Origin of the sequence: Stappia indica, assembly GCF_020177335.1 — a bacterium.
In the GTDB taxonomy this organism is placed as follows: domain Bacteria; phylum Pseudomonadota; class Alphaproteobacteria; order Rhizobiales; family Stappiaceae; genus Stappia; species Stappia indica_B.
In genome coordinates, this window is sequence record NZ_JAIVMG010000016.1 from 26,034 (window position 1) to 43,241 (window position 17,208).

19 protein-coding genes are annotated in these 17,208 nt (G+C 65.9%); 13 read left to right on the plus strand and 6 right to left on the minus strand.

The features are described 5' to 3' along the window. Positions 1 to 12 precede the first annotated feature (12 nt). Positions 13 to 684 carry an HAD-IA family hydrolase gene (locus tag LC062_RS18565; protein WP_318246116.1) on the plus strand — a complete coding sequence of 224 codons (672 nt, stop codon included), beginning with the start codon at positions 13 to 15 and terminating at the stop codon, positions 682 to 684. Further along, on the plus strand, positions 684 to 1,469 hold the full coding sequence (locus tag LC062_RS18570; RefSeq protein ID WP_224912506.1) for an ATP12 family chaperone protein: 786 nt from the start codon (positions 684 to 686) through the stop codon (positions 1,467 to 1,469). Before LC062_RS18565 ends, LC062_RS18570 begins: the two co-directional genes overlap by 1 nt. A gap of 186 nt (positions 1,470 to 1,655) precedes the next feature. Here LC062_RS18570 and LC062_RS18575 read toward each other — a convergent pair whose 3' ends face one another. The 5 genes from LC062_RS18575 to LC062_RS18595 all read right to left on the minus strand — a co-directional run bounded on the left by LC062_RS18575 (position 1,656) and on the right by LC062_RS18595 (position 6,347). Beyond that, positions 1,656 to 2,387 carry a proteasome-type protease gene (locus LC062_RS18575; protein WP_224912507.1) on the minus strand — a complete coding sequence of 244 codons (732 nt, stop codon included), beginning with the start codon at positions 2,385 to 2,387 and terminating at the stop codon, positions 1,656 to 1,658. Positions 2,388 to 2,524: 137 nt separating this feature from the next. Beyond that, positions 2,525 to 3,340, minus strand: coding sequence for a transglutaminase family protein (locus LC062_RS18580; protein ID WP_224912508.1), 816 nt, complete (start codon positions 3,338 to 3,340; stop codon positions 2,525 to 2,527). A 37-nt stretch (positions 3,341 to 3,377) separates the two neighbouring features. Beyond that, a complete protein-coding gene (locus LC062_RS18585; protein ID WP_224912509.1) occupies positions 3,378 to 4,325 on the minus strand; it encodes an alpha-E domain-containing protein in 948 nt (315 codons plus the stop codon). Positions 4,326 to 4,330: 5 nt separating this feature from the next. Continuing rightward, on the minus strand, positions 4,331 to 5,725 hold the full coding sequence (locus LC062_RS18590; protein WP_224912570.1) for a circularly permuted type 2 ATP-grasp protein: 1,395 nt from the start codon (positions 5,723 to 5,725) through the stop codon (positions 4,331 to 4,333). A 277-nt stretch (positions 5,726 to 6,002) separates the two neighbouring features. Beyond that, positions 6,003 to 6,347: a hypothetical protein gene (locus LC062_RS18595; protein ID WP_224912510.1), complete on the minus strand. Its 345-nt coding sequence runs from the start codon at positions 6,345 to 6,347 to the stop codon at positions 6,003 to 6,005. A gap of 303 nt (positions 6,348 to 6,650) precedes the next feature. Here LC062_RS18595 and LC062_RS18600 point away from each other — a divergent pair, with 303 nt between their 5' ends. The 7 genes from LC062_RS18600 to LC062_RS18630 all read left to right on the plus strand — a co-directional run bounded on the left by LC062_RS18600 (position 6,651) and on the right by LC062_RS18630 (position 12,986). Next, complete coding sequence (locus LC062_RS18600) at positions 6,651 to 7,082, plus strand: MerR family transcriptional regulator (RefSeq protein ID WP_224912511.1); 432 nt, start codon at positions 6,651 to 6,653, stop codon at positions 7,080 to 7,082. 162 nt (positions 7,083 to 7,244) lie between these two features. Further along, entirely contained in the window at positions 7,245 to 7,712 is a 468-nt protein-coding gene (locus LC062_RS18605; protein WP_224912512.1) for a PaaI family thioesterase, read from the plus strand. Positions 7,713 to 7,751: 39 nt separating this feature from the next. Further along, positions 7,752 to 8,927, plus strand: a complete 1,176-nt coding sequence (locus LC062_RS18610) for an isovaleryl-CoA dehydrogenase (protein WP_224912513.1) — start codon at positions 7,752 to 7,754, stop codon at positions 8,925 to 8,927. Positions 8,928 to 9,054: 127 nt separating this feature from the next. Then, positions 9,055 to 9,849, plus strand: a complete 795-nt coding sequence (locus LC062_RS18615) for an adenylate/guanylate cyclase domain-containing protein (RefSeq protein ID WP_224912514.1) — start codon at positions 9,055 to 9,057, stop codon at positions 9,847 to 9,849. Positions 9,850 to 9,997: 148 nt separating this feature from the next. Next, the gene (locus tag LC062_RS18620) at positions 9,998 to 10,612 is read left to right on the plus strand and encodes an ATP-dependent Clp protease proteolytic subunit (RefSeq protein WP_181758842.1); all 615 of its coding nucleotides are present in this window, start codon (positions 9,998 to 10,000) and stop codon (positions 10,610 to 10,612) included. A 114-nt stretch (positions 10,613 to 10,726) separates the two neighbouring features. Further along, positions 10,727 to 11,554 carry an aldo/keto reductase gene (locus tag LC062_RS18625; protein ID WP_224912515.1) on the plus strand — a complete coding sequence of 276 codons (828 nt, stop codon included), beginning with the start codon at positions 10,727 to 10,729 and terminating at the stop codon, positions 11,552 to 11,554. A 184-nt stretch (positions 11,555 to 11,738) separates the two neighbouring features. Continuing rightward, positions 11,739 to 12,986, plus strand: a complete 1,248-nt coding sequence (locus LC062_RS18630) for an adenylate/guanylate cyclase domain-containing protein (RefSeq protein WP_224912516.1) — start codon at positions 11,739 to 11,741, stop codon at positions 12,984 to 12,986. On the opposite strand, the gene LC062_RS18635 is transcribed toward LC062_RS18630, so the two are convergent. Further along, positions 12,869 to 13,630, minus strand: a complete 762-nt coding sequence (locus tag LC062_RS18635) for a DUF599 domain-containing protein (protein WP_224912517.1) — start codon at positions 13,628 to 13,630, stop codon at positions 12,869 to 12,871. The two genes, LC062_RS18630 and LC062_RS18635, sit on opposite strands and share 118 nt — an antisense overlap. A gap of 280 nt (positions 13,631 to 13,910) precedes the next feature. On the opposite strand from LC062_RS18635, the gene LC062_RS21405 reads away from it, so the two are divergent. The 4 genes from LC062_RS21405 to LC062_RS18650 all read left to right on the plus strand — a co-directional run bounded on the left by LC062_RS21405 (position 13,911) and on the right by LC062_RS18650 (position 17,132). Next, positions 13,911 to 14,045, plus strand: coding sequence for a hypothetical protein (locus LC062_RS21405; RefSeq protein ID WP_263625793.1), 135 nt, complete (start codon positions 13,911 to 13,913; stop codon positions 14,043 to 14,045). A gap of 233 nt (positions 14,046 to 14,278) precedes the next feature. Then, positions 14,279 to 14,683, plus strand: coding sequence for a rhodanese-like domain-containing protein (locus LC062_RS18640; RefSeq protein WP_224912518.1), 405 nt, complete (start codon positions 14,279 to 14,281; stop codon positions 14,681 to 14,683). 55 nt (positions 14,684 to 14,738) lie between these two features. Then, entirely contained in the window at positions 14,739 to 15,386 is a 648-nt protein-coding gene (locus tag LC062_RS18645) for a glutathione S-transferase family protein (RefSeq protein WP_224912519.1), read from the plus strand. 144 nt (positions 15,387 to 15,530) lie between these two features. Next, on the plus strand, positions 15,531 to 17,132 hold the full coding sequence (locus LC062_RS18650; protein WP_404829751.1) for a carboxyl transferase domain-containing protein: 1,602 nt from the start codon (positions 15,531 to 15,533) through the stop codon (positions 17,130 to 17,132). Positions 17,133 to 17,208 lie beyond the last annotated feature (76 nt).

The window sequence follows — 17,208 nt, forward strand, 5'->3', positions numbered from 1 at the left end:
GCCCTGTATCTGGTGATTTTCGACTGCGACGGCACGCTGATCGACAGTCAGGAAACGATCGTCCACGGCCTCAAGGTGGGGTTCGAGACGGTCGGTCTTGAGCCCCCCGACCGGAGCCGCGCGCTGTCGATTGTCGGCCTGTCGCTGGATATTGCGTTCCAGCACCTTCTGGAGCCGCAGTACCATCATCTGGTGCCGCAGATGGCCGATGCCTATCGCCAGTCCCAGTTGGCGCGGCGGGCGGCCGGGCTCGATCACGATCCGCTCTATCCCGGCGCGATGGCGGCGCTCGATGCGCTGGGCGCGCGTCCCGACGTGCTGCTCGGCATTGCCACCGGCAAGGCCATGCGCGGCGTCGTGCACATGCAGGAGATGCATGGGCTCCAGGGACGCTTTGTGACGATCCAGACCGCCGACCGGGCGCCGTCGAAGCCGAACCCGGGGATGATCCTGCAGGCGATGGACGAGACCGGCGTTGCGCCGGAGCGCACGGTGATGATCGGCGACACCTCCTACGACATGGAAATGGCCAGGAACGCCGGCGTTGGTGCCATTGCCGTCACCTGGGGGTATCATGACCGGGCGCAGCTTGAGGCGGGCGGCGCCGATGTGCTGATCGACCGGTTCGACCAGCTCGAACAGGTGGTCGCGGACAGGTTTTGCTGGGACAGGGATCTGGTGTGATGCGCGAATTGTTGTCGGATCTGGAAGCGGACGGGCCGATCGACCCGGTGGAGCGGGCCAAGGTGCTGTCGCGCCGCACGCTGCCGAAGCGCTTCTACAAGGAGGTCAGCGTCGGCGCGGCGGAGGAGGGCGGCCATCTGGTTCTGCTCGATGGGCGTCCGGTCAAGACCGCCGGGCGGAAGACCCTGACCGTGCCGCAACTGGCCCTGGCCGAGGCCGTGGCCGGGGAATGGGCGGCGCAGGAGACCTTGATCGATCCGATGACCATGCCGCTGACGCGCATTGCCAATGTGGCGATCGACGCGGTGGCGCTGCGCCTTGGCGAGGTCGCCGACGATGTGGCCGCCTACGCGGGCAACGATCTTCTGTGCTATCGCGCCGACACGCCGCAGAGCCTGGTGAGCCGGCAGGAGACCGCCTGGCGGCCGGTGCTGGATTGGGCCGAAAGCCGGTTTTCCGGCCGCTTCGTGCTGGCGGAGGGCATCATGCCGGTGCGCCAGGATCCGGTGCTGATCGGGCGGGTTCGCGAAAGTCTTGAGGGCATGGCGGCGCTGCGTCTCGCCGCGCTGCATGTGGCAACCACGCTGACCGGCTCCGGCCTGCTGGCGCTGGCGCTGGAAGACGGTCTCTTGCCTGCCGAGGCGGTGTGGGCCGCGGCCCATGTGGACGAGGACTGGAATGTCGAGCAATGGGGCGGCGATGCGGAGGCAGAAAAGGTCCGCGCCCTGTGCAAGCGCGATTTCGATGCGGCGGCCTTGATCCTGGCGGAAACGGCAAGGGGCTGACGCCCTGGGTGTAATGGCAAGGCCCTCTGTCTCTCAAGGGGGAGGGCGTCATTCCGGGCAAGCCTCAAGCGCGACCCGGGATCGGAGAGCTGAAAGACGAGCGTTTTCAGAGGACTGGAACCGAGAGGCCTTGCCTCGCCGATCCCGGCGCGGGGGCCGGGACGACGCAGGAGGCGGCTTCGGGCTTCAGATCTCGAAATCGGGAATCTCGGCGACCGCGTCGCGCAGCTTTTCCGACCACATGCGCGACATGTCGGCGAAATAGGCGTCGTCCTCGGCGATCCGCGCCTGCCGGTGCGCGGAAAAGCTGTCGCTGTTGTAGAGCAGCATGTCAATCGGCATGCCCACCGACAGGTTTGAGCGCAGGGTGGAGTTGAAGGACAGCAGCACCAGCTTGGCCGCCTGGCCAAGGCGCATGTCCGACTGGGTCACCCGGTCGAGGATCGGCTTGCCGTATTTGTGCTCGCCGATCTGCAGGAAGGGCGTGTCCTTCGAGGCTTCGATGAAGTTGCCGGCGGAATAGATCTGGAACAGGCGCGGCTCCTCGCCCCGGATCTGCCCGCCCAGCAGCAGGGTGACGGCGAAACTCTCCGAATTGGCCGCCAGTGCATCGCCGTCGATGGCGCGGACATCGCGCACCACGCTGCCGACAAGGCGGGCGGCCTGGAACATGGTGTCGACCGAATGGAGCGACGGGTTGCTGTTGTCGGTGGCCTCCAGCCGCTCCGACAACAGGCTGACCACCGATTGGGTCACCGCCAGATTGCCGGCGGACATCAGGCACAGCACCCGATCACCCGGCTTTTCCCAGACATGCAGCTTCTTGAAGGTGGCGATGTTGTCGAGCCCCGCGTTGGTGCGGGTGTCGGCGGCCATGACAAGACCGCGGTCCAGTTTCAGGCCAACGCAATAGGTCATCGGGGGCAGTGTCTCCGGAGTGGAAAGGCGCGGGCGGCAAGCGGGCCGCCTGAGATCCCTTTTACGGCAAACCGGCGTTCGCGGATACGGGATCTTGGCGGTGCGGGCAAGGGGCGTGTGCCCTCGCACCGCCACGGCTATTGCTGGCTTTGCGCCGCCTCCCGGGTCACGGCCACCTCCACATCCATGCCCTCGCCGGCGCCGCCCCTGCGAATGCCCCGGATCGGCGCGGCGGAGCGGGAATCGAGCCCTTGCGTCAGCCGCACGTAGCGATCGGTCGGGCAGATTCCGTTGGAGACGTCGAAGCCCGTCCAGCCGAGCCCGGGCAGGTGCACCTCGGCCCAGGCGTGATGGGCCTCGGATGCCTGCTCGTCCTCCAGCAGCAGATAGCCGGAGATGTAGCGGGCCGGCAGTCCGGCGCACCGCGCGGCGGCGATGAAGATATGGGCGTGGTCCTGGCAGACACCTTCGCCGGCGGCCAGCGCCTCGGCACCGGAGGTGTCGACCTCTGTGACCCCGGTGCGATAGGCGACCTTGTCGCGGATCGCCTGCATCAAGGCATGGCAGCCGGCAAGGGCGTCGTCGCCGGTGGCAAACCGGGCGAGCGTACGAATGGCGGCGCTGGCTTCGGTGAGCGGGGTGAAGCGCAGGAACACCATGTCCGGCGCCGGGCAGGGGATGTCGCCGACGACACCGGCGCGGTCCTGGGTCTCGATGGTGCCCTCGACGGCGACCTCCAACTCGCTCACCGGGTCGCGGTGGCTGACCACATGCACCAGATTGCCGAAGGCGTCGGTGTAATGGGCAGCCGTGTCCATGCCCGGCGCGTCGATCCGCCAGGACAGGACCGCCTGTCCGGGGAAGGTGGGCGGGGTCAGGCGCAATTGCTGGACCATATGCGCGAGCGGATGGTCGTAGCGGTAGCGAGTGAGGTGCTTCACGACGAGACGCATGGCGCGGCGGCCTCCGAAGGTTGTCTGACGCGATCTCTCAGGCGAAATGATAATCCGCTGCAAGCTGGGTGCCGAGCGCATTGTTGCGGGTGATCATGTCGGTCAGGAACTCGTGCAGGCCCTCCTGAAAGATCTCGCGCATCGTTCCCTTGCCAAGCAGGGCTGCGGTTGCGGTGGCCATCTCATGGCTGGGCGGGTGTTCGCCATAGCGCTGGGCGAGCGCTTCGGCGCTCTCCTCGATCCAGTCGTAGCAATAGGCGAGCGAGCGCGGCATCTCCTTGCGCAGGATCAGGAACTCGGCAACGTTGAACGGGCGGATATGGGCATCGCGATAGGCGTGCCGGTAGCTGCGATGGGCGGAGACCGAGCGCAGGATCGTCGACCATTGGTAGCGGTCGAGGCTGCCGCCGATCATCTCGTTGTCCGGCAGCAGGATCCAGTATTTCACATCGAGGATGCGGGCGGTGTTGTCGGCCCGCTCGATGAAGGTGCCGAACTGGGAAAAGTGATAGCCCTCGTTGCGCATCAGCGTGCCGAGAAGGGCGCCGCGATACAGCATGGAGCGCTGCTTGATCCAACTGAGGAAGTCCGGCAGCCGGTCATCGCTCATGTGCTGCGGGCGCACCTCCATGAACTCGATGTAGGTGGTGTTGATGCTCTCCCACATCTCGCCGGTGATGGCGGTGCGCACGGAGCGGGCGTTGTTGCGCGCCGCCTCGATGCAGGAGCGCACCGAGGAGGGATTGTCCGGGTCGAACAGCATGTGCAGCATGACCGCCCGCTTGTTGATCTCGTCATGCTTGGCAAAGAAACGGCTTTCGCAGCCGGCGCTGACCAGGGTGGAGCGCCAGTCGTCGGCGGCGTCCTGGCCGAGGCGCGGGGTCATGGCGATGCGGTAGCCGACCTCCAGCAGCCGCGCCATGTTCTCGGCGCGCTCGTTGTAGCGGGAGGTCCAGAAGAGAGAAGCAGCGGTGCGCCCGAGCATGGTCGTCAGTCCTCCAGTACCCAGGTGTCCTTGGTGCCGCCGCCCTGGCTCGAATTGACCACCAGCGAGCCCTTCTTCAGCGCAACGCGGGTGAGGCCGCCGGGGGTGATGCGCACCTTGTCGCCGACAAGCACATAGGGGCGCAGGTCCACATGGCGCGGCGCCAGCCCGGAGGCCACATGGGTCGGGCAGGCGGAGAGCGCGAGCGTCGGCTGGGCGATGTAGTTGCCCGGTCTTGCCTTCAGCCGCCGGGTGAACTCGGCAAGCTCGCGTTTGGAGGCGGTCGGGCCGATCAGCATGCCGTAGCCGCCCGAACCGTGCACCTCCTTGACCACCAGCTCCGGCAGGTGGGCGAGCACATGGGCGAGCTCTTCCGGCTTGGCGCAGTTCCAGGTCGGCACGTTCTTCAGGATCGGCTTCTGGCCGGTGTAGAACTCGATGATGTCCGGCACATAGGCATAGATCGCCTTGTCGTCGGCAATGCCGGTTCCCGGCGCGTTGCAGATGGTGACATTGCCCGCGCGATAGGCATCGAACAGGCCCGGAACGCCCAGCATGCTGTCGGGGCGGAAGGTGAGAGGGTCGAGGAAGGCATCGTCGATGCGCCGGTAGATCACATGCACCTGTTCCGGCGCCCGGGTGGTGCGCATGAACACCTTGCCGGCCTCGACGAAGAGGTCCCGCGCCTCGCACAGCTCCACCCCCATGGAATCGGCCAGGAAGGCATGTTCGAAATAGGCGGAGTTGAAGATGCCGGGGGTCAGCACGCAGACGGTCGGTTCGCTGTCGCAATTGGACGGGGCGACGCTCTCCAGCGTTTCGCGCAACAGCTCCGGATAATGCTCGATCGGCGCGACCCGGTTCTGCTGGAACAGCTCCGGGAACATCCGCATCATGGTCTCCCGGTTTTCCAGCATGTAGGACACGCCGGAGGGAGTACGGGTGTTGTCCTCCAGAACGTAGAAATCCTCCTCGTTCACCCGCACCAGATCCGTGCCGATAATATGGGCATAGACCCGCCGGGGCGGGGTGAAGCCGATCATTTCCGGCAGGAAGGCCTCGTTCTGGATCACCAGATCGGCGGGAATGCGCCCGGCGCGAATGATTTCCTGCCGGTGGTAGATGTCATGCAGGAAGGCATTGAGCGCGCGGACCCGCTGGTCGATGCCGGCGGAAAGGCGGCGCCACTCGCTGGCGGAGAGGATGCGGGGAATGATGTCGAAGGGGATCAGCCGTTCGGTCGCCTCGGCGGTGCCATAGACCGCGAAGGTGATGCCAAGGCGGCGGAAGATGGTCTCCGCCTCCCGGCTTTTCTTGCGCATCAGGCTCGGGCTTTGCGTCTCGAACCAGTTGGCAAGCTGGCGATAGGGCGCGCGCGGCGTGCCATCGGCTGCGAGCATTTCGTTGAAGATACCGGTCTGCTCCATCGTCCCTCCGCTTGCTCGCCGCTCCTGAGGAGCTGGTTCCGGACCGCCAGAGGCGGAGCCCCGCGTCGGCGGCAGGGCTCATGCTGGCAAGGCCCGGGCCGGGCACCAAGTCCGAATTTGCGTCAAGGCGTGACCGTTTTCGCGCCACGCCTTCCCCGAAGTCCTTCCCCCTCGACCATAGCGGCGAGAGAGCGGAGGTCAAATTGCATCATGAAAGTGCCGCACGCCTGCCGTGCGGTCCGGTGCGTGCTCAGTCCCGCTCAAAAGGGCGGAACAGCGGCGTCTCGCACTCGAAGCCGACCACGCATTGCGGCGTGTCGCGTGTCGCGGCCACCGCCGGCCGGATTGCCTCCCAGCGGTCGCACCAGCGAATACCGGCGACGAACCGCTTGTAGGTGTAGCGCCCGGTGGTCATGACAACCGCGCCATTGCGGGTGACCATCGCTTGGGCCTCGGCGCAGGACATGCGGCGAAGATCCGGCCGGGCGGCCTCCGCCGGTGCGCTCATCTGCAGAAGCCCGAGGCCCAGAGCCAGGGAGAGCAGGGGCGCCTGGATCCATTTGTCTGCCCGTATTGTTGCGCGTTGCCCGTCCATTGGCCGACCCTCCGCTTGGGTTATCGTTGTCCGTTGTCAGCGTTCAGATGTAGCATTTTTGCAAGCGCCTGAGAACCAAACGCCTTTCGCGGCGCCGTTGCCATCGGCGCGCCCAGCGTCGGGCGGGGCCCGCAGACAGACAGAGGCGGGAAGCGCGCTCCGGGCCTGTCGCCATCGTCGGGGCTGGGGCCCTGGTTTTCGGGAATGTGAATTTATTAACCGTATAACTTTATGAAATAACTGGAGATTATCAATTATATTGACTGGAACGTAAACGTCATGCATCGTGATCCTGGAGGTGTCATGCAGACCTATTATACGATCACTCAGCTGACACAGGAATTCGGCGTGACGACACGCACCTTGCGTTTCTACGAGGCGGAAGGCTTCCTGAAGCCGCAGCGGCGCGGACGGCAACGGCTTTACCGGCCGGGTGACCGCACCCGGCTGAAGCTGATCCTGCGTGGCAAGCGCCTCGGTTTCTCGCTGGCGGAAATCCGCGACATCATCACCATGTACGACAAGGCGCCGGGCGAGGCGGGGCAGTTGCATCTGTTGTTGCAGCGGATCGAGGCCCGCCGGGCGGAACTTTGCGAAAAGCGGCACGACATCGAGCTGACCCTCTCCGAGCTTGACGAGGTGGAGGCGGGTTGCCGGGCGCGTCTGGCGCAGCTCGGGCCGACCGGCGATCTGTTCGCCCATGCCGAGGCGCCCGCCGAGGGCGAGGACACATGAGCCCGGCCGTGCTGCCTGTCGATCTGCGATTTCCCACTGAAACGGCTCAAACCGGCGCGGGGCGGCCGGCTTGTCGCCGCCGGTCCTTGCGCAGCCTTTGCGCTGGCCGGTCACGACGATTGATCCGCCCCGGCATCTTTTTCACTGCCAGGAGATTTTTCAATGATTTGCGATGACCTTCCCGTTGCCACTTTCGAGCCGCGCGATCCGGACTGGGCCGCGCGGGTGCGGACCGGCGTTGCCCGCCAGGCCTTCATGACGACCCTGGGGGCGGAGATCGCCGCGCTGGCGCCGGGGGCGGTCGATCTTCAGACCGGCTTTGCCGAGGGGCTGACCCAGCAGCACGGCTTTTTCCATGCCGGCGTAACCACCTCGCTGGCCGACAGCGCGGCGGGCTACGCGGCGCTGTCGCTGTTCGCGCCGGGGTTCGGCGTGCTGACCAGCGAGTTCAAGATGAACCTGCTCAACCCGGCACGGGGGCGCCGGCTTGTCGCCAGGGGGCGGGTGATCAAGCCCGGCCGGACGCTGACGGTTGCCGCCTCCGATGTCTACGGGATCGACGACGACGGCGAGGTGCATGTCGCCACCGGTCTCTTCACCCTGATCGCAATGGAAGGCCTGGGCGATTGATCCGCACCGGCTGCCTCTCTCACTGTCTGGAGTTCTTCGATGATCCGCAATGACCTTCCCGTCTTCAACTTCGATCTTGGCGACACCGCGGACATGCTGCGCGACAGCGTGCGCGCCTTTTCGCAGGATGCCATCGCCCCGCTCGCCGAGCGCATCGACAAGGAAGACTGGTTCCCGCGCGCCGAGCTGTGGACGGCGATGGGCGATCTCGGCCTGCACGGCATCACCGTGGAGGAGGAATGGGGCGGTGCCGGGCTCGGCTATCTGGAGCATTGCGTGGCGATGGAGGAGGTCTCCCGCGCCTCCGCCTCGGTGGGGCTGAGCTACGGCGCCCACTCCAACCTTTGCGTCAACCAGTTGCGCCGCTGGGGCAACGACGCGCAGAAGACCCGGTATCTCGGCAAGCTGGTGTCGGGCGAGCATCTCGGCGCGCTGGCCATGTCCGAGCCCGGTGCCGGGTCGGATGTGGTGTCCATGAAGCTGAAGGCGGAGAAGCGCGGCGACCGCTATGTGCTCAACGGCACGAAGATGTGGATCACCAACGGGCCGGACGCGGACACGCTGATCATCTACGCCAAGACCGACCCGCAGGCGGGGCCGAAGGGCATCACTGCCTTCATCGTCGAGAAGACGTTCCCCGGCTTTTCCGTGGCGCAGAAGCTCGACAAGCTGGGCATGCGCGGTTCGGAAACCGGCGAGCTGGTGTTCCAGGATTGCGAGGTGCCCGAGGAAAACGTGCTCGGCAAGGTCGGCAAGGGCGTCAACGTCCTGATGTCCGGTCTCGACTACGAGCGCACGGTGCTGGCCGCCGGGTCGATCGGCATCATGCAGGCGGCGATGGATGTGGTGGTCCCTTACGTGCATGAGCGCCAGCAGTTCGGCAAGGCGATCGGCACCTTCCAGCTCGTTCAGGGCAAGATCGCCGACATGTATGTAACGATGAACGCCGCCCGGGCCTATGTCTATGCGGTGGCGCGGGCCTGCGACCGGGGCGAGACCACCCGCGAGGATGCGGCCGGGGCCATCCTGTTCGCTTCGGAAAAGGCGACCCAGGTGGCGCTCGATGCGATCCAGCTTCTGGGCGGCAACGGCTACATCAACGACTATGCCACCGGCCGGTTGCTGCGCGATGCCAAGCTTTACGAGATCGGCGCGGGCACCTCGGAGATCCGCCGCATGCTGATCGGCCGGGAACTGTTCGGCAAGACCGCCTGATTGGTCTTTCCGGCCGGAGGCGGCGGCAGGCCCTGGGCGAAACCTGTGCCGTTTGCCACCTCCGGCCTTGATCTTGGCGCTGCCGGCCCCCATTCAAGGGGGAACGAGGCAGTTCGGGATCCCTTTCATGACACGCGTCAAGCGCCGGCTGGCGGCCATTCTGTGTGCCGACGTGGTGCAGTATTCCCGGCTGATGGAGCGGGACGAGGACGGCACGCTCGACCGGCTGCGCGGGTATCGTGAGGCCATCGGCGGGCTGGTGGCCGCGCGCGAGGGGCGGATCGTCAACACCTGGGGCGACGCGGTGATCGTCGAGTTCGCCTCGGTCGTCGAGGCGGTGCGTTGCGCCGCCGAGATCCAGGGCGAACTGGCCGAGCGCAACGCGGCGCTGCCGCCGGCCGAGCGCATGGTGTTCCGCATCGGCATCAACCTTGGCGACGTGATGGTCGAGGGCGATGACATCTATGGCGACGGGGTCAACATCGCCGCGCGGCTGCAGCAGGTCGCCGAGCCGGGCGGTATCGTCATTTCCGGCCCGGTTCACGATCAGGTCAAGTCGCGGCTCGCCATGGGCTTCGATGCGCTGGGCGTGCAAGCGGTGAAGAACATCTCCGATCCGGTGGCGACCTACAAGGTGCGGGTGGGCGGCGACAACGGCGGGGCGCAACTGGTGCCGGCCCCGGTCGGCGATGGGCCATCGCCGCAAGAACCGGCGGCAAGGCGACCGGCTCGTGAGGCCCTGCACGGGGTCGCCGCCTGGTATCGGGCGCAGCCCGGCCGGGTGCGCATGGCGCTTGGCGGCATTGGCTTCTTCTTCCTTCTGAACGCCATGTCCGGGCTGGGCACGCTTTGGTTCCAGTGGCCGTCCTTGCCCTTTCTGGCGATCCTCCTGCTTGGCGGATGGCGCCGGTTTCCTCGATGAGGCCGCTTTTGCCGGGATATCCCGGCATGGAGTGGAAACCTTCTTGCGATAACCCCTTTGCCGCGCGGGCGCGCATCGCCTAAGTATGGGCAAAGGGCGTTGCCCGTTCGCGGCCGATTCCCGTCTTCACAAGGAGCAGATCTTGCGCATGACCAGCCAAACGACCAACGTGCCGAGCCGCCTCGACGAGGAGGACGACGACAAGACCAAGACGCAGCAGTCCATTCAGGTCGACAAGCATCTGTTCGAGGCACGCACGGTGCTCGTTACCGGCCCGATCAACCAGGAGCTGGCGCGCGACGTATGCACCCGTCTTCTGGCGATGGCGCAGGTGTCGAACGATCCGATCACCGTGATCGTCTCCTCGCCCGGCGGTCATGTGGAATCCGGCGACATGATCCACGACACCATCCGGTTCATCGCGCCGGAAGTGCGGATCCTCGGCATGGGCTGGGTCGCCAGCGCCGGTGCGCTGATCTATGTGTCGGTGCCGAAGGAGCGGCGCTACTGCACGCCGAACACCCGTTTCCTCCTGCATCAACCGTCCGGCGGTGCCGGCGGTCAGGCAACGGATATCGAGATCCAGGCACGCGAGATCCTGAAGATGCGCGACCGGCTGAACAAGATCTTCGCCGAGGCCACCGGCCAGCCGATGGAGCGGATCGAGAAGGACACCGACCGCGACTACTGGATGGGCCCGGACGAGGCGATGAGCTACGGTCTCGTCGGCAAGATCGCGGCGTCGGTCTCCGAACTGGACTGATCCGGGCCGAGGGCCTGATAACACACTAAACCAAAGCGGGCGGACCCGGTCCGCCCGCTTTTTTCGTTTGTGGGTGGCATGGGGGCCGAGACCGCAGGGTCGAGGAGGGAACCGATGAAGTATCTTTCGCTGAGTGGTGTCGAGATGCCGGCGCTGGGCCTTGGGACCTGGCCGCTGTCCGGCGAGATCTGCCGCGATGTGGTCCGCGCCGCGCTGGAGGGCGGCTGGTGCCACGTGGACACGGCGGCGATGTATGACAACGAAAAGGACGTGGGCGCGGGCCTGCGCGCCGCATCGCTACCGCGCGACCGTTTCTTCCTCACCACCAAGGTCTGGCACGACCAACTCGACCCGGAAAAGATGATCCGGTCCTGCGAGGAGTCCCTTGACCGGCTCGGCCTCGAACATCTCGATCTCTTCCTGATCCACTGGCCCAATCCGGCGGTGCCGCTGAACGAGCAGATCGAGGCGCTGCTGGAGTTGCGCGGCCGGGGCTGGACCCGGGCCATCGGCGTGTCGAACTTCACCGCGGCGCTGGTGCGCGAGGCGCAGGAGCTGGCCGGCGGCACGCTGGCGGTCAATCAGGTGGAATATCACCCGATGCTGTCGCAGCGCAGCGTCAAGGCGGCACTCGATGACGCAGGGATGGCCCTGACCGCCTATTCGCCGATCGGCAAGGGCAGTGTCCTGGCCCAGGAGACCCTTCGCGACATCGGCAAGCGCCATGGCAAGAGCGCCGTGCAGGTGAGCCTGCGCTGGCTGATGCAGCAGGACAATGTGGCGGCGATCCCCAAGACCGCCAATCCGGCGCGGCTGGTGGAGAACGCGGCGATCTTCGACTTCGAACTGACGGAGGCGGAAATGGCGGCGATCACCGCGCTGGGCAGCGCGGCCGGGCGCGGCATCAACCCCTCCTTCGCCCCGAGGTGGGACGCGGACTGAGCTGGTAAGACGAGGCGGGACGAGACTTTTTGCCCCATCCGGCTACACGATTTCGCGAATGCACCTTGCATGGCGTAGGATTGGACCCAGGTAAGGGGCCGAGTGGTGGCGCATGGGCCGCACGCCGGGCCCCGGCGCGGTTCGCGACGGCGGGGCAAATTTGCCGCGCAGGAAGGAACAGGTCATGACCATCAGTGCTTCACTCATTGCCGCAGAGGTCATGGAATGGCTGCATGGCGATGCTGTGCGCCTGGGCGAGGCGCTCGACCTGGTGGAAGCGCTCGCCGGGCGGTTGAATGCCGCCGGCGTGCCGGTCGACCGGATCACCACGGGCATTTCGATCCTGCATCCCAATGTGCGGGCGGAAAGCGTGTTGTGGTCGAGCGATGGCGAGCGCGAGATGCGCAGCTTCCGCGAGACGCCGGAGAATGAGATTGCCTATGAGCACAGCCCGCTGAAGGTGGTCTATACGGAGAACCGCAAGGTCCGCATCAATCTGCTGGCGAACGAGCCGCTGCCCGCCTATGGCGTCGTGGAAGACCTTCAGACCGGCCGCTACACCGATTACGTGGCGCTGCCGATGCCGTTTTCCGACGGCTCGATCAAGGGCGTCACCTTTGCCACCCGCCATCCTGAGGGCTTTACCAGCGCGCAGATCTCGCTGTTCGAGGCGCTGGCCCGGCCGCTGGGGCTCCTGTGCGAATTGCAGACCTTGAAGCGCACGGCGCGGACCCTGCTGGAGACCTATGTGGGCCGGCGCGCCGGCCGCCGGGTGCTGGAAGGCACGATCAAGCGCGGCGATGGCGAAACCATTTCGGCGGTGGTCGGCTTTACCGATCTGCGTGGTTTCACCCGCCTGTCCAACGAGTTGCCGGGCAAGAAGCTGATCGGCCTGCTCAACGCCTATTTCAGCGCGGTGACCGAGGCGGTCGAGGCGCATGGCGGCGAGGTGTTGAAGTTCATCGGCGACGAGGTGATGACCGTCTTCCCCTATGGCTGCGAGGAGACGGCCCGTGCCGCCGCCCGCCGGGCGTTGCTGGCCGCGCGCGACGCGGTGCAGACCATCCGGACGATCAACCGGCAATGCTGCGACGCCTCTTCCCCCGAATTGCGGGTCGGCATCGCCCTGCACGCCGGCGATGTATTCTTCGGCAATGTGGGCGGCAAGTCCCGGCTCGATTTCACGGTGGTCGGCCCGGTGGTCAATCTGGCGGCGCGGCTGGCCGGGCTGACCCGCGAGCTGAAGCAGGACATCCTCGTTTCGGAGCAGATCGCCGAGATCATGGGCTGCCGTCACGGCCTGCTGGGGTCGTATCAGCTCAAGGGCTTCGATGAGCCGACGCTGGTGTTCACACCGCCGTTGGCGGCGATTGGCGGCGATGGAAACTGGTGCGCCGACGCGGCGATGGATTTGGCCTTGGACACGAACTGACGGCGGATCAGCACGAACAGCACGAACAGGGTGGTGAGCGCGAACAGGCGCGGGTCGGCGAACCAGCCCAGATAGCCGATGGAGAAGAAGAAGGCGCGCTGTCCCCGGTTGAAATGGCGCCCGGCCAGCACGTTCATTTCGCCGGCCTCGATGGCGAAGGTGCGGATCTCCTCGTCGGACATCTCATCGCCGCGATCGGGCACCGCGCCCATCAGGATGGTCGCGTAGTTGAACAGCCGATAGGCCCAGCCGAACTTGAAAAAAGCATAGGCGTAGATCAGCGCCAGCCCGATCACCTTCAGCTCCCAGGCCGCCGGGCTGTCGGCACTGTTCACGCCGAGATCCGACAACAAGTTGAACACTGCTTCGCGCGACGTGAGCAGGGCGAAGCAGCCGCCGATCGCCAGAAGCGAGGTGGAGGCGAAGAACGCGGTTCCCTGCTGCAGGCCGCTGGCAATCCCCACATCCATGATCCGCACCGCGCGCCGGCTCATGCTGGTCATCCAGCCACGCCGGTGGCGTTCCATCAGATGGGACAGGGTGTGATTGCGCAGCGGCGTCAGCTCCACCGCGATGTTGAAGGCGATCCAGGCGGAGAGGAACCAGCCAAGGGCGAGAATGTCCATCGTGGAAAGGATCGTCATGGGGCGCCTTCTTCCGGGGCGGCCAAATGCCGCGCGGCGCGAAGCATGCCGGTCCGCCCGGCGCCAATCAAGCCTGCGTGGGGCAAGATGGCGCTTTGCCTGGGGATGTGGGAGCGCAGGCGCTGGCTGCACCCGCCGGATCCGGGATATGCATGACGCGCACGGCAGGTGCGCCGGAAATAGTCCTTGCCTAAATGTTGCCAAATCGTTAAATCACCGCCCGACCGAACACGGCATGTGGCTGGGGCCTTTGCCGCCTTCCTTCGGACAAAGGATTTTCATGGACGAAAACATTCAAAAGTCCTGCTGGGGTGTCACGGCGTGGGCCGTGGTTCTGGCAGGCGGGGCCTTGGCGTTGCTCTATGTCTTCGGCAGCTCCGATGTGACCCAGACGGCAGTGGTCGCGATTCAGTAGACGCGACCGGCCATTGGGCTTCAGAACTGGCTTCAGAAAAAGGGCGTGGCGGTGGCCGCGCCCTTTTTGCGTTCAGGCGCCCGCTTCTGTCGGGGGGGCGTCCCGGAGGTGTCTGCCGGCGCTGTTGCGGCCATGGTTTGTAGCTTGTCTTTGCCGGCGGCGGCGGCGACACTCTCGGCCGGTAGGACGGTTCCCGAACAGGGGAGCGAGACAGGTGAAGGGGAGGCAGGAGTTTGTCCGCACAGATCCGCAAGGGGTACAAGGCGCTGGTCGATGAGGCCAATGCGGCGATTGAAACGCTCGGGGTCGAGGCAGCCATCGCGCTGACGGGGGATCCTGGCACGGTGCTGGTGGACATCCGCGACATTCGCGAGCTGGAGCGGGAAGGGCGGGTGCCTGGCGCCGTACATGCGCCGCGCGGCATGCTGGAGTTCTGGGTTGATCCGGACAGTCCGTATTTCAAGCCGGTGTTTGGCGAGGACAAGCGCTTCGTTTTTTTCTGTGCCGCCGGATGGCGTTCGGCGCTGGCCACCAAGACGGTGCAGGACATGGGGCTGGCTCCGGTCGCGCATATCGAGGGCGGTTTCGGCGCCTGGAAGGCGGCGGGCGGTCCGGTCGAGGGCGGCAACGCCCGCTGAGCCGAGCGGCCGTTTGCTTTTTTCCTGTTCCTTTTCGAGACAGATGGGGGGTTCGATGAAACTGGTGATTGGCAACAAGACCTATTCTTCCTGGTCACTCAGGGCCTGGCTTGCGGCGCGCCTGACCGGTGCGCCCTTCGAGGAGGTTCTGGTGCTGCTGGACACGCCGGAGTTCCCTGAGAAGGTGCGGGAGGCCTCGCCGGCCGGCCGGGTGCCGGTGCTGATCGACGGCGACATCACCGTCTGGGATTCCCTTGCCATCATCGAGTATCTGGCGGAGCGCTTTCCCGAGGCGGGCCTGTGGCCGGCGGACCGGGCGGCGCGCGCCCATGCCCGCTCGATCTGCGCAGAGTTCCATTCCGGCTTCTTCGACCTGCGTGGCAACTACCCGATGAACCTGCGCCGCAGCCCGGCACCGCACCCCAGAGCGCCGGATGCGAGCAAGGATATCGCCCGGATCCGCGAGATCTGGCGCGGCTGCCGGGCGGCGCATGGCGCGCGCGGGGCCTATCTCTTCGGCGCCTTTTCCGCCGCCGATTGCTTCTACGCGCCGGTGGTGAGCCGCTTTCTCACCTACCGGCTGCCGCTGGGGGATGTGGAGCGGGCCTATGCCGAGGCGGTGATGGCGCATCCGCTCATGCGGCAATGGTGTGAGGATGCGGCCGGGGAGAGTTGGGTCGTGACAGCGGATGAGGTTTCCTGATTTTCGTATGCTTCTGATTTTGAATAGGAAATAAGATTATATTGACTGGTACGTAAACGTCATTCAATGTCCCTGTCACTTGTCGGGACAGGGGCCTTGAGGCCTTGGGACCTTGAATGCGATCGGGGGAAGAAGCACGTGGCGATCCTGCGCAGCAGTTTGACATCGCATGATCCGGATCAGGAGGCGAACCGCGCCGCTTGGGCGGAGTTGCGCTCCGATCTTGAGGAAAAGCGTCGGACCGCCGCCGCTGGCGGGTCGGAGCGTGCCCGTGAGCGGCATCTGAAGCGCGGCAAGCTGTTGCCGCGCGAGCGCGTTGCCCGGCTGCTCGATCCGGGCAGTCCCTTCCTGGAGATCGGCGGGCTCGCGGCGCATGGCATGTATGACGATGCGATCCATGGCGCGGGCCTGATCGTCGGCATCGGCCGGGTGTCGGGGCGCGACTGCATGATCGTGTGCAACGATGCGACCATCAAGGGCGGCACCTATTATCCGCTGACGGTGAAGAAGCATCTGCGGGCGCAGGAAATCGCCATGGAGAACCGGCTGCCCTGCATCTACCTGGTGGATTCGGGCGGCGCCAACCTGCCGAACCAGACCGACGTCTTTCCCGACCGGGACCATTTCGGGCGGATCTTCTTCAACCAGGCGACCATGTCGTCGATGGGCATTCCGCAGATCGCGGTGGTGATGGGCTCCTGCACGGCGGGCGGCGCCTATGTGCCGGCCATGTCGGATGAGACCATCATCGTTCGCCGTCAGGGCACGATCTTCCTGGCCGGCCCGCCGCTGGTGAAGGCGGCGACCGGCGAGGAGGTGTCGGCCGAGGACCTGGGCGGGGCCGAGGTGCATGCCAAGGTGTCCGGCGTTGCCGATCACTACGCCATCGACGACGATCAGGCGCTGGCCCAGGCCCGGCGCATCGTCGCCAATCTCAACACCGTCAAGGCAGCGGATATCGCCCTTGCCGAACCGCGCGCGCCTCTGCTCGACCCGTCCGAGCTGGACCGGGTGGTGCCGGTGGACCTGCGCAAGCAGTATGACATTCGCGAGGTGATCGGCCGGCTGGTGGACGGCTCGGAGCTGGACGAGTTCAAGGCGACCTATGGCACGACCCTGGTCACCGGCTTTGCCCGCATTCACGGCATTCCGGTCGGGGTGATCGCCAACAACGGCATCCTGTTCTCCGAATCCGCCATGAAGGGCGCGCATTTCGTCGAGCTGTGCTGCCAGCGGCGGATCCCGCTCCTGTTCCTGCAGAACATCACCGGCTTCATGGTCGGGCGCGATTACGAGGCTGGCGGCATCGCCAAGGACGGGGCCAAGCTGGTGACGGCGGTGGCCTGCGCCAAGGTGCCGAAGATCACCGTCATCGTCGGCGGCTCCTATGGCGCGGGCAACTATGGCATGTGCGGGCGCGCCTACGGGCCGCGTTTCCTGTTCATGTGGCCCAACGCGCGCATCTCGGTGATGGGCGGCGAGCAGGCGGCCAGCGTGCTGGCGACGGTGAAGCGCGACAACATCGAGGCCGATGGCGGAAGCTGGAGCGCGGAGGAGGAGGATGCCTTCAAGGCGCCGATCCGGGCGAAATACGAGGCGGAGGGGCATCCCTACCATGCCTCGGCGCGGCTATGGGACGATGGCATCATCCTGCCGTCGGAAACCCGGCGGGTGCTCGGGCTTGCCTTCTCGGCAACCCTGAACGCGCCGATCCCGGAGACCCGCTTCGGCGTGTTCCGGATGTAATCGCGTGCACCCGGCGGGACCTGCCGGGTGACGGCCCTTCCTGCTCGACTGCCCATGACTTCGACCCAATACGAGG

What these genes read in the sequence shown, in the direction of transcription:
- LC062_RS18600 (WP_224912511.1), top strand. Translation starts at nt 6,651, where the DNA reads ATGCAGACCTATTATACGATCACTCAGCTGACACAGGAATTCGGCGTG.
- LC062_RS18575 (WP_224912507.1), bottom strand. Translation starts at nt 2,387, where the DNA reads ATGACCTATTGCGTTGGCCTGAAACTGGACCGCGGTCTTGTCATGGCC.
- LC062_RS18585 (WP_224912509.1), bottom strand. Translation starts at nt 4,325, where the DNA reads ATGCTCGGGCGCACCGCTGCTTCTCTCTTCTGGACCTCCCGCTACAAC.
- LC062_RS18620 (WP_181758842.1), top strand. Translation starts at nt 9,998, where the DNA reads ATGACCAGCCAAACGACCAACGTGCCGAGCCGCCTCGACGAGGAGGAC.
- LC062_RS21405 (WP_263625793.1), top strand. Translation starts at nt 13,911, where the DNA reads ATGGACGAAAACATTCAAAAGTCCTGCTGGGGTGTCACGGCGTGGGCC.
- LC062_RS18645 (WP_224912519.1), top strand. Translation starts at nt 14,739, where the DNA reads ATGAAACTGGTGATTGGCAACAAGACCTATTCTTCCTGGTCACTCAGG.
- LC062_RS18625 (WP_224912515.1), top strand. Translation starts at nt 10,727, where the DNA reads ATGAAGTATCTTTCGCTGAGTGGTGTCGAGATGCCGGCGCTGGGCCTT.
- LC062_RS18590 (WP_224912570.1), bottom strand. Translation starts at nt 5,725, where the DNA reads ATGCTCGCAGCCGATGGCACGCCGCGCGCGCCCTATCGCCAGCTTGCC.
- LC062_RS18630 (WP_224912516.1), top strand. Translation starts at nt 11,739, where the DNA reads ATGACCATCAGTGCTTCACTCATTGCCGCAGAGGTCATGGAATGGCTG.
- LC062_RS18605 (WP_224912512.1), top strand. Translation starts at nt 7,245, where the DNA reads ATGATTTGCGATGACCTTCCCGTTGCCACTTTCGAGCCGCGCGATCCG.
- LC062_RS18595 (WP_224912510.1), bottom strand. Translation starts at nt 6,347, where the DNA reads ATGGACGGGCAACGCGCAACAATACGGGCAGACAAATGGATCCAGGCG.
- LC062_RS18570 (WP_224912506.1), top strand. Translation starts at nt 684, where the DNA reads ATGCGCGAATTGTTGTCGGATCTGGAAGCGGACGGGCCGATCGACCCG.
- LC062_RS18580 (WP_224912508.1), bottom strand. Translation starts at nt 3,340, where the DNA reads ATGCGTCTCGTCGTGAAGCACCTCACTCGCTACCGCTACGACCATCCG.
- LC062_RS18610 (WP_224912513.1), top strand. Translation starts at nt 7,752, where the DNA reads ATGATCCGCAATGACCTTCCCGTCTTCAACTTCGATCTTGGCGACACC.
- LC062_RS18615 (WP_224912514.1), top strand. Translation starts at nt 9,055, where the DNA reads ATGACACGCGTCAAGCGCCGGCTGGCGGCCATTCTGTGTGCCGACGTG.
- LC062_RS18635 (WP_224912517.1), bottom strand. Translation starts at nt 13,630, where the DNA reads ATGACGATCCTTTCCACGATGGACATTCTCGCCCTTGGCTGGTTCCTC.